We start from the raw sequence: 15,464 nt of genomic DNA, 5'->3' as shown, positions 1-15,464 counted from the left end.
GGGTATGAGGTGGAAACGGGATATCGGGGAAGATCCGTATCTGAATATGAGCACGATGCTTCTTGTCATCATGCTGGCCGGAAGCTTATTTGTACAATCGTACATCGCTTCCGGGGTACTTCTCTTATGCATCGTCTACGTGCGTGTCCACCGCTGGTTCCTTTTAAGGGCGGGGGAGGGTGTGAAGCTTGACTCGACACCTAAAAAGGTACGGATGCATGAAGGAGAGGCAGGTGAGTGGACGCTCGGCTTCCGTAATGAAGGGCTCCCGGTTTGGGGTGCCTCATTGAAGCTGAAATTCAAGGATATCGTAGAACCCGCGTCCAAGCAGCTGCGATATGACATTTCGTCTGGGATGGTGGAAGTCGCGATTCCGTTCTCTGCAGATAAAGGGGAGCGGGTGGAGGTCACCATCCCTGTAATTGGGAAAAGGAGGGGACTTTGCCGGATCACCTCCATGGAGCTCCATATCCCCCATCTGTTCGGGAGTGGGAGGACTGTGCTCCAGCTGATGGATCCGATTCCTTCGACATTGATGGTGTTTCCACATGCTACTCCTGTCGTGGTGGAGAATCACCCCATGTCGATGCGTTTTGGAGATGTGTTCACCCCTCATTCCCTGTACAGCGATCCGTTTCAAATCGTTGGTACGAGGGGGTATGTGGCAGGAGACAGGTTTCAGGACATCCACTGGAAAGCTTCAGCGAGGACCGGGGATCTGCAGACAAAACAGTTTGCACCGTCCACGCAAAAAGAGTGGCTGATCGCCATCAACTTGTCCGACCGTTATGCGATCACGGGCCGACTGGAATCGATCGTCAGCCAAGCTGCCTACATGATGCAGCTGGCAGTAAAAGGGGACATCCCATTCTCCATGGTGATCAATACGAGGGGACCGGGTGCCACGCCGTACTTCCACCTGCCATCCGGATCTGGAAAACCCCATATGCAGAGGGGACTGGAACTGCTATCAGCCCTGTCGACGGATGACTTCACCATGCCATTCGAGCTCGTCCTTCAGCATATGCGGAGCAGGCAATGGATACCGCCCGTCATCCTTCTTGCCGGAGAGCTGGATCAGGAGATCGACCGCGTGCTGATGCAAATCGCTTCTGGGGGGACACAAATCCTCGAGCTTACTACATTGAATGAACAGGGGGTGGCATCGCGATGGAATATGAAATCCGTTCCGGGTCAACCGATTACCAGAAGCTCCTGACCATGAAGCTTTGCTTCCTTGCGGGAGTAGAAACGCTTTTTGCATTCGTCCTTTTGACATTCCTTGCACCGAGTGATCCTCTTCTCAAGGACTATCTGCCTCTGCTGCTGCTATCCTTCATTGCGTTATCTGTGTGGTCTGCCATGATTGTGCGCACTGGTAAAGTAAACCCGCTTCCGCTTTACGGTATGTTTGCACTGATCCTATTGGTGGGCGTATTCTTTTTCACGATCAATCCGATCTTCATGGCCGGTGCCTTCGTGTTCCTTTACTGGAGGATGAATGCCCACCTACAGGACATGGAATCCAACATCGAAATAAGCAGCGGTGCATGGGCAATCTTCCTAGCCATTGCCGCAGCGTCAATGATGACGAGTCCCATGAGGGGGATGGAGAACGGAACACCGGTCATTGTCTCGATCTTCCTGTACCTGTTGTTGACTGTCAGTGTGACGCCCATTCAGCGGATGATGACCCACGGGTCAGGGAAACGTCCTTATTATGTCCCCCTGACGCTCATGGGTGCCATAGCAGGAGTGGCAACAGTCCTTGGATTGGTGAGCTTCGTCCTCATGCAAGGGATATACTGGGTGTTTTCAAAAATCTTCTGGGTATTCTCCTTCGCCGTGGATCCCATCTATAATGCGATCGTGCATTTACGGGACCTGGTGTCTTCTCTATTCAATCAAGTATATGGAGAGGGTGAGGAAGGGTCGTTCGAAAAAGGGGAGGTCGAGACTGGAGAGCCCCTTCCGATTTCGCAGGGGATGTCACTTGATTGGCTCGTGCTGGTGTCTGGTATCATCGCCATCCTCCTCATCATTTTGTACTTCTACATGAAAAGGAGGGGAACGGCCGCCTCCCTTCGGGAAAGGAAGGGGTTCTCTGTCCAAGCCTATTCCGATAAACCAGTGGATGGCCCGCGGAGTTCCGATTACGACTATAGTCAAGCGGATGACCGGATCCGTGAATCGGTGACAGAATTCGAACGCTTTGCCCACTCAAAGAATGCAGGAAGAAAAACCGATGAGGACTTGCGTGGGTGGTTCAGGAGGCTTGGCCTGGAGGATGAAGAACGATTCTTCACTATTTATGAACAGGTCCGGTACGGACGGGGCGGAGTATCTTCTAAAGACGGAGATTTCTTTGTCCTCAGAATGGAGGTCCATACATCCGCCATGAGCCCCGTAAGCGAAAAAGAAGCGTAAGAACACGGGATCCCGTATGAAGATGCAGGATCCCGAATAAGCTGGATCAGGTTCAAAATTCTTAAAAGGGGATGTTGAGCATGAAAAGGGAAGCCGAACTTGCGTTGAGGGTGAAAAGCCTGGTGCTAGAGGGAATGGAAGAGCTTGTGAAGGATGGTGGCGCTACGGATAATAAAGATTGGAAGAAAGTCGCAGAAGTCTATTCAAGATGCATCTGTGATCTGGTGACAGTCATTGCGGATGAACAGAGCGACCGTGAACGGATCTTAAAAGGGACGGTTGCCAAAGCGAAGATTGGATACAATATGATAGGTAGGAAACAAACGGAATACACAAAGTAAAATTATTGAAGTTTCTAACATAATAAGGAACATATTGAGCCTGAATGTAAGAAATACTAAAAAAACAGGATTTTATAATTGTGTATCTCCCCATTGCGTGCTATTATTTTTTTTTGAACAGGTTTATAGGAAGAAAGGATTAATGAAGAAAATGCTAACCGTTTTCATCATCATTCCGGCTCTTTTTATAGATCAAACCTAAAACAGATATGATTAAGGAGTCGATTCACATGGCACAAAAAACATTCACAGTAACAGCTGAGACAGGAATTCACGCTCGCCCGGCAACTCTATTGGTTCAAACGGCAAGCAAATTCGATAGCGATGTACATCTTGAATACAAAGATAAGAAAGTAAACTTGAAATCAATCATGGGTGTTATGTCTCTAGGTGTCGGTAAAGATGCAGAAATCACAATCATCACTGAAGGTAGCGATGAAGCAGAAGCGTTGAACAGCCTTGAAGAAACACTTACTAAAGAAGGTCTTGCTGAGTAATGTCCAGCCTTCTTAACGGAATTGCAGCATCCAACGGGATTGCCATTGCAAAAGCATACCGCCTGGTCGAACCTGATCTCAGCTTCGAAAAGAAAGCGGTTGATAATGTTGAGGCAGAGGTATCCCGTTTTCAGGATGCTATTTCCACATCAAAAACCGAACTAGAAGCTATCCGTGATAAAGCACGGGAGGATCTTGGAGAAGACAAAGCCCAGATCTTTGAAGCGCACCTGCTTGTTCTTAGCGACCCAGAACTACTGACACCGATTGAAGACAAAGTGAAATCTGAAAATGTAAACGCTGAATTCGCCCTTAAGGAAACAGCGGATATGTTCGTGACCATGTTTGAGTCCATGGACAATGAATACATGAAAGAACGTGCGGCCGATATCCGTGACGTGACCAAACGTGTCCTGTCACATCTACTTGGCGTGCAAATTTCAAACCCAAGCATGGTGACAGAAGAGGTAATTGTCATCGCTGAAGATTTGACCCCTTCTGATACTGCCCAGCTGAACCGTCAATACGTCAAAGGGTTCACCACTGATATCGGTGGTCGTACTTCCCACTCGGCCATCATGGCTCGTTCCATGGAAATCCCTGCAGTGGTTGGTACGAAAACGGTTACCTCATCAGTGGAAAACGGTGATCTCATCATCGTGGATGGATTGAATGGAGAAGTACATATCAATCCGACTCCTGAAGTAGTGGCTCAGTACAAAGAAGAGCATGCCCGCTATGAGGAGCAAAAAGCCGAATGGGCTAAACTCGTCAATGAACCGACTGTTTCAAAAGACGGTGAACATGTCGAGCTGGCGGCAAATATCGGTACTCCGAATGACCTTGAAGGTGTGAAAAATAATGGCGGTGAAGGTGTGGGTCTGTACAGGACCGAATTCCTTTACATGGGCCGCGATGAGCTTCCAACAGAGGAAGAGCAATTCAAAGCTTATAAAGCCGTCCTTGAAGGCATGGAAGGAAAACCTGTTGTTGTGCGTACGTTGGACATCGGCGGAGATAAAGAGCTTCCATACTTGAATCTGCCTAAGGAAATGAATCCATTCCTCGGCTATCGGGCCATCCGCCTGTGCCTTGATGAACAGGACATCTTCCGTACACAATTGCGTGCACTGCTTAAAGCAAGCACCTTCGGTAATCTGAAAATCATGTTCCCTATGATTTCAAACCTTGATGAGTTCCGTGCTGCCAAAGCCGTTCTTGAAGAGGAGAAAAAGGCCCTTCTTGAAAACGGAGTAGAAGTATCGGATCATATCGAAGTAGGAATCATGGTTGAAATTCCTTCTACAGCGGTCATGGCTGATGTGTTCGCTAAAGAAGTGGACTTCTTCTCGATTGGAACAAATGATTTGATCCAATACACAATGGCGGCCGACCGCATGAATGAACGCGTTTCCTATCTGTACCAGCCGTATAATCCGGCGATCCTTCGCCTTGTGAAGATGGTCATCGATGCGGCTCACAAAGAAGGGAAATGGGCTGGAATGTGTGGAGAAATGGCCGGAGACGAAATCGCCGTGCCGATCCTTCTTGGACTTGGTCTGGATGAGTTCTCCATGAGTGCCACGTCAATCCTTCGTGCCCGCTCTCAGATCTCGAACCTGAGCAAAGCCGAAATGAAGGAAATGGCTGAACATGTATTGACACTCGATACGAATGATGCTGTTCAAGAGGTCGTTAAAAAAGCAACATCAATGGAATAAGGTTTCAAAACAGGGGGAAAGGGTAAAGAGAAGTATCGAACAGGTTCCCCAAGAGCCTTTTCATTCTCATTTCCCCCTTTTTATTGGATTGAAGGACGCGACTCCTTCAATCCTTTTTTATGTTTGAAAAGGGATTTTTCCACTCCATCAGAATGCCGTAATGGCAGGATTCTTCATCTTCGAGATAATCTTTTATGACTCGCACAGGCATCCGTCCACACTGGAGGAGAAAGGTGATGACCGGATCTTTGTGTTCTCCCCTGGTTAGTTTCTCCACATACTCTTCCACCGTGTAGCGGTCGCGATATGAATGAAAGGTCGGTATGCGTCCACCGCCGAGAAGGCGTTCAAGGCGCAGATGGACGACAATTTCATAGAGTGCATCCATCATCCATTTCCCGAGCTTCAAGCCTCTGTAGGCCGGGTCGATGCACAAATCAACCACATACAACGTATTGCCGTCATCTGAATGATTGGTGATATATCCTTCATCTGTGATGCCATCCCATGTATGATCCGGATCTTCAGGGGAGTAGGAGGTGATCAGGCTTGTCATGCTGCCTACCACGAGGCCATCCATCTCTACACAGATGGCTCCCAAAGGGAAACGGTTAACATGCTGGTGCAGCTGATCTTTATTCCACCATAATTCCTCAGGGAATGGAGGTGGGAACGCCCGCTGTTGGATCGAGATCAAAGAGTCAAAGTCTTCTTCTCTATAGTTTCGTATCGTCACAAGTACCGGATTGCCATCGCGGAAGACAAATTGCTTTTTTACATACATCCGACAGTCCCCCTCGCTTCGTTATCATTATAGTATTATACTTTATGAAAGCGCTTTTTCATAGGCCTTTTAAAGGTTTTTCCTACGAGGGTCAATTCAATCCGGGAGAATCAGAAAAAAATTAATTTTTCTTGGAATGCGGGTTTATATTGATGATATCTGGGTAGAATAAGAGTAAGCATGAAATTGGAGATTAATTTCTCACTAACACCCCCTTTTCCTTTTTTTGAACCAGTCGAGAACTGGTTCCTTTTTTTTGCATAAAAAAAAGAAAGGCCTTCGCTTCTGATAGCGTGGGCCTTTCTTTATTTCTTAAAAGGATGCAAGGAAGTTTTCCATGCGATCCAACCCTTCTTCGAGTTCTTCCATTGAACACGCGTATGACAGTCTGAAATAGCCTTCTCCCATGACCGAGAATGCCTCTCCGGGCACGACGGCGACTTTCTCCTTCTGTACAAGCTCCAAGCAGAATTCAAAGGAATCGCCGTTGAATCTTTCGGGGATCTCCACGAAATAATAGAAAGCTCCGTCAGGCTTGATTACATTCCGGAAGCCCATCCCCACGAGGCGCTTATATACATATTCACGCCTTTTGCGGTAGGCATCCTTCATGGGGATGGCGTCATCTTTCCCCTTGGTCAGGGCTGCGAGGGCCGCTTTCTGGGACACGGAGGTGGCGCAGGATACGTTATATTGATGCACCTTCAATAGATGCTGACTGACTGCTTTCGGGGCCATGACCATACCGATACGCCAGCCTGTCATGCTATGTGACTTCGAAAGACCGTTGATGACAATGGTCTGATCCCGGAGGAATTCGGCGATGGAACGATGGCTGCGATCAAAGGTAAGCTCACTGTAGATCTCGTCTGCTACCACGAAAATCCCTCGCCCTCGGATCAAATCGGCGATCTCTTTCAGCTCCTCTGCTGTCAGGCTGACGCCGGTGGGATTGGAAGGGTAGGGGAGGATGATGCATTTCGTTTTTGATGTGATGGCGGTCTTCAAAAGGGAAGCATCCAGTTTGAAGCCGTTTGACGTTGTATCGATATGGACCGGTTTGGCTCCGGACAGTTTAATGATGGGCTCATACCCGGGGTAAACGGGCCCAGGCAGGATGCATTCATCTCCTTCAACGAGGATTGATCTGAGCGTGACATCGATCCCCTGAGAAGCCCCTGAAGTAATGATGACCTCATCTTCATCGTAGTCCAGACGATATTTTTCTTTCATGAAGTCAGAAGCGGCCTTTCTCAGCTCGAGCATACCTGCATTATGGGTGTATGAAGTGAAGTTTTCGTCGATTGCCCGCTTCCCGGCTTCTTTCACGTGGAGCGGGGTGGGGAAATCGGGTTGTCCGATCGTCAGGGAAATCATGCCTTCGGTGCCCGCCACCATGTTGAAGAAACGGCGGATGCCTGATAGTTGCAATTCCAATACTCTAGGATTCATTTTCTCTTCCAAACTGCACACCTGCTTTGTTCATTTTTATTTACTAGTGTATCACTAAGGATCCCCCTATTTAAAGATGAGAATGGATTTGATACAGTATATCAGTATCGTCCGCAAGTTTCGGATGCACGTTCCGAGGGAAAGATGAATCTATAAAGAAGGCTCAGCATGGTTTCGGTTGGCGGCCCATGTGGAGGGTAAGGAGAACGAGATGATTCGAACCAGTGTGATATTGAAAAACGGGGAAATCGTAAAAGATGCCTCCCTGTCCATGATAAAAGATCCGTATGTAAAATGGTATTGGGTGGACTTTTCGGCTCCCACTGAAAAGGAAATCCGTATACTCAAGCTTTATTTCCGGTTTCACCCGCTCGCCATCGAAGACTGCCTCGACGATTTCAGTCAGCGGCCGAAGCTGGATTTCTATGAACGGTACATATTCGTATTACTGCATACCATCGATCATGAAACCCATGCAGCAAGTGAAGTGAATATGTTTGTCAATTCAAGCTTTATCGTCACATTTCATAAAGGCCGGACAAAGGAACTGGACCGCATCTGGAGCCAGGTGGAAGAAGAAAGGGATGATTGGAGTCCGTTCAAGGTGATGCATGGAATTGCAGACCAGCTTGTGGATGACTATTTTCCACTTGTTTATGCCATCGAGGACCGTTTGAATATCATTGAAGACAATACCAATCAGGACTCGGACAGCGATCTGATGGACCAGCTTTTTGACATCCGCCATGAGATGTCGAAACTGAGAAGGACGTTAATTCCGATGAGGGATCTACTATACCGGATCATCAATTCCGGACGGCTGAACGCCCTGAAAGAGGAAAAGCTCTACTTCAATGATGTGTATGATCATTTGATGAAGCTTGTGGAAATGCTTGAATCGTATCGTGAATTTTCATCGGATATCCGTGATAATTATCTTTCCATCAATTCCGATAAGATGAATAACATCATGATGACCCTGACCGTGATCACCACAATCTTCATGCCGCTTACGTTCATTGCCGGTTTATATGGGATGAATTTCGTCAACATGCCGGAACTTCAAAGTCCGTATGGATACTTCATCGTTCTTGGGGTGATGGGTATGATTGCCATCATCATGTTCGGTCTATTCCTTAAAGTCGGTTGGCTTCGTGTCTCCTCAAAAAAACGCAATAGGAAACGGCGCTTTCTCCGATTGAAGTGAATTTCGGGGAAATCACTGGATTTTTTCCTCGAAAAGCGTTATATTGTTTTAGGATAAAAGAAGAAAAATTGGGACGTACCCGAGAGGTTCTAGCACAACCCTCTATAAAAAACTAAGGAAAACGGCATCCTTAGGTGTCGTTGTTTTTTTGTTTTGGCGAAGGAAGCCGGTATTATAGAGCATGAACAGGAATCTTTTTTCTTCTTTTCGTGGCATCTGCCGTTAGAAAAGAGAGGAGAATCTAGTATGAAAAATGATAAAGCAGTCGTCGTGTTCAGCGGCGGTCAAGATAGCACAACCTGCCTGTTCTGGGCGAAAAAGAATTTTAAAGAGGTGGAGGCCGTTACATTCAACTACGGCCAGCGCCATGTGGCTGAACTTGATTGTGCAAGGGAGATTGCGGAGGAGCTTAATATCCCTCACCATGTTCTCGACATGAGCCTCTTGAATCAATTGGCACCTAGTGCCCTGACGCGGGATGAGGACATCGTGCAGAAGGATGGCGAGCTGCCGTCCACATTTGTTCCGGGGCGTAATCTGATGTTTCTTTCATTTGCAGGGGTCCTTGCCAAGCAAATCGGTGCCAAGCATATCGTGACGGGCGTATGTGAAACAGACTTCAGTGGATACCCGGATTGCCGGGATGTTTTTGTGAAATCCCTTAACGTGACGTTGAACCTGTCCATGGATGACGAATTTGTCATCCACACGCCGCTCATGTGGATCGACAAGGCCGAAACGTGGGAGCTTGCCGATCAGCTTGGTGCCTTCGAGTATGTACAGGAAAAGACCCTTACTTGCTATAACGGCATCAAGGGAGCAGGCTGCGGGGAGTGCCCGGCATGCGAACTCCGACAAAGGGGTCTTGATCAATATCTTGAGAGAAGAGTAGGGGGGGATACCGAATGATCCAGCAAATCTACCCTGTCCCGAATCATCCGTATGAATACGAATTGAACAAAGATATGCACTTTGCTGCAGCTCACTATATTCCGGCAGAATCTGCAGGAAGCTGCAGTGAAATGCATGGTCACACGTATTTCGCCAATATTACGATTGCTGGTGACGCCCTTGATGAAACAGGTTTCCTTGTCAATTTCCAGCAGATCAAAAAGCTGATCCATAAGCGCTTCGATCACACGGTCATCAATGATGATGAGAAGTTCCAAGGAGATCTGAAATTCCCGACGACGGAAGTCATGGCCAAAGTAATGTATGACATCATCCAGGAGCACTTGGATACACTTCCCCACTCACCGAAATGCCTTCAAGTATTTCTACGTGAAACCCCGACGAGCTATTGCATCTATCGTCCTAAGGGGGCACGGTCATGAGGAAGATTCCAGTCCTTGAAGTATTCGGTCCCACTATCCAGGGGGAAGGAATGGTGATCGGGCAGAAGACGATGTTCGTCCGTACCGCCGGCTGTGATTACAGCTGTGCATGGTGTGACTCCGCCTTCACGTGGGACGGGTCAGCAAAGGATGATATCAGATTGATGGCGGCAACAGAAGTGTGGGACAAGCTGAAGGAAATCGGTGGGGATCGCTTCTCCCATGTCACCATTTCCGGCGGAAATCCAGCCCTATTGCCTCAAATCGGTGATCTTCTGGAGATACTGAAAGCCAATGGGATCGGCTCTGCCCTCGAAACCCAGGGCAGCCGCTGGCAGGATTGGTTCTATGATATCAATGATCTGACGATCTCACCCAAACCGCCGAGCTCCACAATGGAAACCGATTATGATCGATTGGATCTCATCGTATCCCGCCTAAAAGAGAATGGATCCAACTTCAGCCTGAAAGTCGTGGTATTCGATGAGAAAGACCTTGAATATGCAAAGGGGATCCATATGAGGTATGAGGGTGTGCCGTTTTATATCCAGACCGGAAATCCCGAGGTTTCGATGGAAGATACCCCTAGGCTTGTTTCCAATCTTCTCCTTGACTATGAACGATTGATTGATGTTGTATGTGAGCAAAAGGAATTGAATGATGTACGGGTACTTCCTCAGCTGCACACGCTTGTGTGGGGTAATAAAAGGGGAGTTTAATGCTAAAGGCTGTCTGCTTCCATGCAGACAGCCTTTTTATTTGGACGCATCCCTGTCTTCGGTTTTCCCGGTTTCAACAAAGGAGAAGTGATCAGGATCATCGATGCCTTCTGCGTTTTTTCCTAAGGACACAAGTGGAGCGGGACCTTGAAACGGCTGGATATGTGCACTGATATCATCATGCTTATCATCACGATTCATTCGATCACCTCCTTGATACATAGTGTGCACAGAGAACTTTAATGTATGAGGTGTGAGATGGAACTAAAGTTTTTCCTGATCTGTTCGATATAAGGAAGGAGATTATCTTATTCTGAAAACAGATTGGACTGACGAACATGATCAACGATCAACATTCGATTCTTCTCGAAAGCGGAACGAATGAACTTGAAATCATAGAATTCGAAATTGAAAAAAGAAAATTTGGTATCAATGTCATCAAGGTGAAGGAGATCATCCTCCCGACGGCCGTCATCCCGGTCCCGCATTCCCATCCCCATGTGGAGGGTCTCATCCAGCTTAGGGGAGAGGTACTGCCCCTTATCAACCTTGGAAAGGTGTTGGGGAGAACCGGGAATCCACCGCCCGAGGCAAAATATATTGTGGCTGAATTCAATCAGCAGAAGGTGGTCTTTCATGTGCATAACGTGACACAGATTCACCGGATCTCCTGGAATGATATCGAAAAGCCGACGTCCATGTACCAAGGCGGGGACCAGTCGACAATCATAGGTGTCATCAAAAGGACGGAGGATATGATCCTTCTTCTCGACTTTGAGAGCATCCTTCTTGAAATCAATCCTCAGACGGGAATCAGGGTGGAGGAAGTGAAGAAGCTCGGTCACCGTGAACGCAGCGACAAACAGATTGTTGCTGCAGAAGACTCTCCGCTATTGAGGAAGCTCCTTCATGATACATTGAGTGAAGGCGGATACGGCCAGGTGGAGTTTTTCGAAAATGGAGCGGATGCACTAGCCTATCTCGAATCCCTTGCCGACCAGGGCGGGAATGTCACGGATCAGGTTCAATTGATCATAACGGATATCGAAATGCCCCAGATGGACGGACATCACCTTACGAGGAGGATCAAAAGCGATCAAAGGCTGAAAGATTTGCCGGTCATCATCTTCTCTTCCCTGATCACGAACGACCTTAAGCATAAGGGGCATATGGTGGGGGCGGAGGATCAAATCAGCAAGCCCGAAATTTCAGAACTTATCAAAACCATTGATAAATATATTTTGTAGAAGGATACATAAAGGGGATCAGCTGCTGCTGATCCCCTTTACAAAGTATTTGCGTCAGTGCACTAAAATCTACAGGGATTAAAAGAAGCTGTCCCCCAGCTTTTTGAATACGGGCTTCTGATAACAGGTACGCCGATCTCCACCTGAAGACTGATCTGTCATGCCCGTGTAGTGTTCAAGAGTGCTCTTGGCCTGTTGAAGTCCCATCTTGCATCGCGGGTTCCTGAGAGTGGAATCCAGGGAACCGAGATGGGGAAGTTCCTTGAAGTCTTCCTTGGTTGGCGGGATGTGGAAGGTATACTCCCCGCAGGTGACCAGGACATCGGACTGCTGCTGACTGAATCGGGGATTGTTGGAAAAATGCAACCCGACCTTTTTGGCTTTTCCTTCTTTGATCATTTTCAGCAGTGCTCGTTTTTTCAGAGAGTAAAGGTACTTTGGATTGCCGGCTGTCTTTGCATGACGATTCACGGTAAAGATGGCCTGGGAGAGGGTTAATGTTGATGTGGGAGAAGGGGCTTGTCTACTTGAATGGTTCAAATGATGATCTCCTTTCAGAATTGATTTCTCACCTATTATAGCTCATTTTCCTTAGATTGGAAAGGGGGTGGTGCATATAGCCCGTCCCCTTCCAAAAAGCTCCCCGGGGTCATAAACTCCCAGGGCAAGCATTATCTTTGAGGGTAAATATTGATGTTTTCCGTGAAATTATAAGGGGAGGACTGGATATTGTTCCCATAAGGAACGGGTCCCTGCGGATAAGGGTAAGGTCCGTAACCTGGTCCAGGATATGGTGGGGGATAGCAAGGACCTGGACCATAACATGGCCGATTGAATAACAATGGACTGATGGCGAGTCCTGCGAGCCCACCTGCTAAAAATGGAAGGCCGAAAAAAGGAAAGAAGCGCTGATCTCCTTGATATTCTCGATAATAAGGATAGCTTCTGTAAGGGGCATAGGTTTGATACATAGGGAAAACCTCCTCTCTACTCCTTTCAGTGTATGTACCCGGGATGCCTCGGGAGCATGTCTGATATAGAATGGGCTCCGGATCAATGCGTTTGACAGAAGTCTTCTGATGTCTTATGTTAGTGGAAGGGAACATTCCCCAATCAGATAAAGGCTGCTTGTTGAAAAGGAGAGGGACGATGAAAAAGACAAAAGAAATGGAAGTTCTCTTTCTCCCTACCGAAAAAGGAACGATAAAGCTATACGTGTTCGGCTTTAAAGCTCCTCGATCTCTAGGCCGGGTGATTGCAACTTATCATGACGTCACGTTCGAAGTGAAGGGTTACAAGAGGAATAAAACCATAATCAAGGCATTGGCACAGGTTCATGAAGCCATCGTCAATAATCAGGATATATGATCAAGGCTGACGCGTCAGCCTTTTTTATTTTGCCTTATAGTGATTGAAAAATCTGAAAGTAAATGCAAAGGGTGACGAGAGTATGGTACTATAATGAGTGAGTATTCATTCATATATGGAGGGGGAGATCATGTTGGAGGAGAAACAGGTCGTAATCGTGACAGGTGGATCTAACGGTATGGGGAAATACATGGCGAAGAAGTTTCTTGAAGAGGGAGCAGATGTCCTGGTGACCGGGAGGAACAAAGAGCGCTTGGAAGCTGTCCAAGAAGAATTCTCACAACTGAAAGGGAACGTAGAGATCTTCCAGATGGACGTGAGGGAAGAAGAACATGTAAAAGCCATGCTTGCTCATTGTCTGGGCTCTTTTGGTCAGGTGGATGTCTTGATCAATAATGCTGCAGGGAATTTCATCTGTCCGGTTGAAAAACTGTCAGCCAATGGGTGGAAGTCAGTAATCGATATCGTTCTGAATGGTACCTTCCTATGCTCCCATGCGATCGGGAACCATTGGATTGGAGAGGGGAAGAAAGGATCCATCATCAATATCGTCGCTACCTACGCATGGGGAGCGGGGGCAGGGGTTGCCCATTCTGCTGCTGCAAAAGCTGGAGTCCTGTCATTAACGAGAACCCTGGCCGTCGAGTGGGGACATAAGTATGGCATCAGAACAAATGCCATCGCACCGGGTCCAATCGAACGAACAGGCGGAGCAGACAAGCTCTGGGAATCGGAAGAAGCAGCCAAACGGACGCTGAACAGCGTTCCCCTCAAAAGGCTGGGAACTCCTGAAGAAATTGCGGGGCTTGCCTATTTCCTTTCTTCGGAGCAGGCAGCCTATATTAATGGAGAATGCGTGACAATGGATGGGGGTCAATGGCTTAATCCCTTCCCGTTTTAAAAAATAGTAAAAAAATGCAGTATGTACCCGGGGTATGGAAGCCCCGGGATATTTGGCGTTGTGACTGTTAAGGTCCCGCTCATGCCTGATGGACCGTTCCATGAAGGATGATGTCACAGTTGACGAGGGGAATGAATACAAATCATAATGAATACTGTGTTATAATTATGCATACATACACTGATTGTTTTGGGGGAGATAGAGATGGACTCAATGGACGTATTATCCAACAAAGAACAAATCATCCCATACTTTAAGCCGGTCTTCAACGCTGACGGCCATCGTATCGCGGGGTATGAAGTCTGGGGGAGGCTCGTTGAGGCAGACGGGACTGCAGTATGTCTCAAAGGTTTCTTTGAGGATCATGAAATCCCGGATGAATATAAAGTGGAGGTCGCCGATCATATTGCTTCCTCTGCACTTGAACGGTACCTGGATGAAAAAGAGGAGGGACTCGTGTTCCTTCACCGCGATGCCCGCCTCCTGATGCTTGATCACGGCGAAACATTCCTGCAGCTCCTTCAGCAATTTGAAGAGCGGGGCTTCTCCCTGGACAGGATTGTCCTTGGACTATCCGAGTATGCCTATACGGGTGATTTTGAACAATTGGTTCATTTGCTCGTCTACTACAAAACCTATGGGATCAAAATTTCCATGAACAATATTGCTGAAAACGGCGGACAGCTCGAAAAACTTTCCTTCTTCTCACCTGATATCCTCAGGGTCAACCTTTATCAGCTAAGAAATGATGCAGGGAATAAAGTGTACAAGGACATTTTATACAGCCTATCAGTCCTTGCAAGGAAAATTGGGGCATCCTTGCTATATGAAGGAATCGAGATCAATTACCAGCTTCAATTCGCCTGGCTCAGCGGTGGGCGATTCTATCAAGGGGACTACCTTCATAAGGAGTCGAGCACCTTCCTTGATCCGGATATCCTGAAGCTGAAACTGAAACAAAAATACGGGGATTTTATCAGATACGAAACCAAGCACCTCAATGCAGGGTACGACCTCGCCGATCTTCTACATAAAGACACGGGCAGTGAGCTCCTAAAGATGAAGAAAGAAAACGGTGATTTCGACGGCATCCTCATGGAACTGGCTAACCATTTTTCCGACAAAGCCTTCCGTCTTTATATTTGCAACGAAGTAGGATTCCAGGTGAGCAGCAACGTTTTGAAGGTGTCAGGCACCTGGGCGAAGGACCCTTCTTATATCGGGAAAAACTGGAGCTGGCGTCCTTACTTTCTCGAGAATATCATACGGATGAGAATGGATAAAAAAGGACTTCTGTCCGATATGTATTCTGATATCGATTCCGGCGAATCCATCAGGACGTTTTCCTTTCCTCTCGGTAATGAACATTATTTATTCATGGACTTATCCTACGAGTTCCTTTTTGAAGAAGACAGCCTTCTATATTGATCCATAGCGCGAATCATCCGCTCCCGGTCGTTGACCGG

The 15,464-nt window shown here is 47.4% G+C and carries 18 protein-coding genes and 1 riboswitch; of the genes, 13 read left to right on the top strand and 5 right to left on the bottom strand.

Annotated features, from left to right (window positions below; genetic code table 11):
• Positions 1–4 precede the first annotated feature (4 nt).
• The 5 genes from AF331_RS07525 to ptsP all read left to right on the top strand — a co-directional run bounded on the left by AF331_RS07525 (position 5) and on the right by ptsP (position 4,986).
• Positions 5–1,219, top strand: coding sequence for a DUF58 domain-containing protein (locus tag AF331_RS07525; protein ID WP_053427472.1), 1,215 nt, complete (start codon positions 5–7; stop codon positions 1,217–1,219).
• Positions 1,171–2,427 carry a hypothetical protein gene (locus AF331_RS07520; RefSeq protein ID WP_053427471.1) on the top strand — a complete coding sequence of 419 codons (1,257 nt, stop codon included), beginning with the start codon at positions 1,171–1,173 and terminating at the stop codon, positions 2,425–2,427. Before AF331_RS07525 ends, AF331_RS07520 begins: the two co-directional genes overlap by 49 nt.
• Positions 2,428–2,507: 80 nt before the next feature.
• Positions 2,508–2,768 carry a hypothetical protein gene (locus AF331_RS07515; protein WP_053427470.1) on the top strand — a complete coding sequence of 87 codons (261 nt, stop codon included), beginning with the start codon at positions 2,508–2,510 and terminating at the stop codon, positions 2,766–2,768.
• Between the two features lie 230 nt (positions 2,769–2,998).
• Positions 2,999–3,265 carry a phosphocarrier protein HPr gene (locus AF331_RS07510; protein WP_048004236.1) on the top strand — a complete coding sequence of 89 codons (267 nt, stop codon included), beginning with the start codon at positions 2,999–3,001 and terminating at the stop codon, positions 3,263–3,265.
• A complete protein-coding gene (gene ptsP / locus AF331_RS07505) occupies positions 3,265–4,986 on the top strand; it encodes a phosphoenolpyruvate--protein phosphotransferase (RefSeq protein ID WP_053427469.1) in 1,722 nt (573 codons plus the stop codon). Before AF331_RS07510 ends, ptsP begins: the two co-directional genes overlap by 1 nt.
• Positions 4,987–5,092: 106 nt before the next feature.
• On the opposite strand, the gene AF331_RS07500 is transcribed toward ptsP, so the two are convergent.
• The gene (locus AF331_RS07500) at positions 5,093–5,770 is read right to left on the bottom strand and encodes a GNAT family N-acetyltransferase (RefSeq protein ID WP_053427468.1); all 678 of its coding nucleotides are present in this window, start codon (positions 5,768–5,770) and stop codon (positions 5,093–5,095) included.
• Positions 5,771–6,082: 312 nt separating this feature from the next.
• The gene (locus AF331_RS07495; RefSeq protein WP_053427467.1) at positions 6,083–7,234 is read right to left on the bottom strand and encodes an aminotransferase A; all 1,152 of its coding nucleotides are present in this window, start codon (positions 7,232–7,234) and stop codon (positions 6,083–6,085) included.
• Positions 7,235–7,433: 199 nt separating this feature from the next.
• On the opposite strand from AF331_RS07495, the gene corA reads away from it, so the two are divergent.
• From corA to queE, 4 genes are all read left to right on the top strand, one after another.
• Positions 7,434–8,429 (top strand): magnesium/cobalt transporter CorA, encoded by a 996-nt coding sequence (gene corA, locus AF331_RS07490; protein ID WP_053427466.1) that lies wholly within the window; start codon positions 7,434–7,436, stop codon positions 8,427–8,429.
• Between the two features lie 77 nt (positions 8,430–8,506).
• Positions 8,507–8,551: riboswitch (PreQ1 riboswitch) on the top strand.
• A 124-nt stretch (positions 8,552–8,675) separates the two neighbouring features.
• Positions 8,676–9,338 (top strand): 7-cyano-7-deazaguanine synthase QueC, encoded by a 663-nt coding sequence (queC, locus tag AF331_RS07485; RefSeq protein ID WP_053427465.1) that lies wholly within the window; start codon positions 8,676–8,678, stop codon positions 9,336–9,338.
• A complete protein-coding gene (queD, locus tag AF331_RS07480) occupies positions 9,335–9,763 on the top strand; it encodes a 6-carboxytetrahydropterin synthase QueD (protein ID WP_053427464.1) in 429 nt (142 codons plus the stop codon). Before queC ends, queD begins: the two co-directional genes overlap by 4 nt.
• Positions 9,760–10,482, top strand: coding sequence for a 7-carboxy-7-deazaguanine synthase QueE (gene queE, locus AF331_RS07475; protein WP_053427463.1), 723 nt, complete (start codon positions 9,760–9,762; stop codon positions 10,480–10,482). The genes queD and queE overlap by 4 nt, the downstream gene beginning before the upstream one ends.
• Before the next feature lie 36 nt (positions 10,483–10,518).
• On the opposite strand, the gene AF331_RS22340 is transcribed toward queE, so the two are convergent.
• Positions 10,519–10,683, bottom strand: a complete 165-nt coding sequence (locus AF331_RS22340; RefSeq protein ID WP_160316497.1) for a hypothetical protein — start codon at positions 10,681–10,683, stop codon at positions 10,519–10,521.
• Between the two features lie 140 nt (positions 10,684–10,823).
• Here AF331_RS22340 and AF331_RS07470 point away from each other — a divergent pair, with 140 nt between their 5' ends.
• A complete protein-coding gene (locus AF331_RS07470; RefSeq protein ID WP_053427825.1) occupies positions 10,824–11,729 on the top strand; it encodes a chemotaxis protein in 906 nt (301 codons plus the stop codon).
• A gap of 78 nt (positions 11,730–11,807) precedes the next feature.
• On the opposite strand, the gene AF331_RS07465 is transcribed toward AF331_RS07470, so the two are convergent.
• Both AF331_RS07465 and AF331_RS22715 read right to left on the bottom strand, forming a co-directional pair.
• The gene (locus AF331_RS07465) at positions 11,808–12,269 is read right to left on the bottom strand and encodes a YkyB family protein (RefSeq protein WP_053427462.1); all 462 of its coding nucleotides are present in this window, start codon (positions 12,267–12,269) and stop codon (positions 11,808–11,810) included.
• A 131-nt stretch (positions 12,270–12,400) separates the two neighbouring features.
• Positions 12,401–12,700 (bottom strand): hypothetical protein, encoded by a 300-nt coding sequence (locus AF331_RS22715; RefSeq protein WP_231578816.1) that lies wholly within the window; start codon positions 12,698–12,700, stop codon positions 12,401–12,403.
• 178 nt (positions 12,701–12,878) lie between these two features.
• On the opposite strand from AF331_RS22715, the gene AF331_RS07455 reads away from it, so the two are divergent.
• The 3 genes from AF331_RS07455 (at position 12,879) to AF331_RS07445 (ending at position 15,426) form a co-directional block, all read left to right on the top strand.
• Complete coding sequence (locus AF331_RS07455; protein ID WP_053427461.1) at positions 12,879–13,097, top strand: hypothetical protein; 219 nt, start codon at positions 12,879–12,881, stop codon at positions 13,095–13,097.
• 130 nt (positions 13,098–13,227) lie between these two features.
• Positions 13,228–13,998: a 2,4-dienoyl-CoA reductase gene (fadH, locus tag AF331_RS07450; RefSeq protein WP_053427460.1), complete on the top strand. Its 771-nt coding sequence runs from the start codon at positions 13,228–13,230 to the stop codon at positions 13,996–13,998.
• A 204-nt stretch (positions 13,999–14,202) separates the two neighbouring features.
• Positions 14,203–15,426, top strand: coding sequence for an EAL-associated domain-containing protein (locus tag AF331_RS07445; protein WP_053427459.1), 1,224 nt, complete (start codon positions 14,203–14,205; stop codon positions 15,424–15,426).
• Positions 15,427–15,464: the final 38 nt, after the last annotated feature.

It is taken from the genome of Rossellomorea marisflavi (assembly GCF_001274775.1).
In the GTDB taxonomy this organism is placed as follows: Bacteria; Bacillota; Bacilli; order Bacillales; family Bacillaceae_B; genus Rossellomorea; species Rossellomorea marisflavi.
The sequence above is the reverse complement of the archived record's forward strand: the minus strand, read 5'-3'. Positions and strand labels throughout refer to the sequence as shown.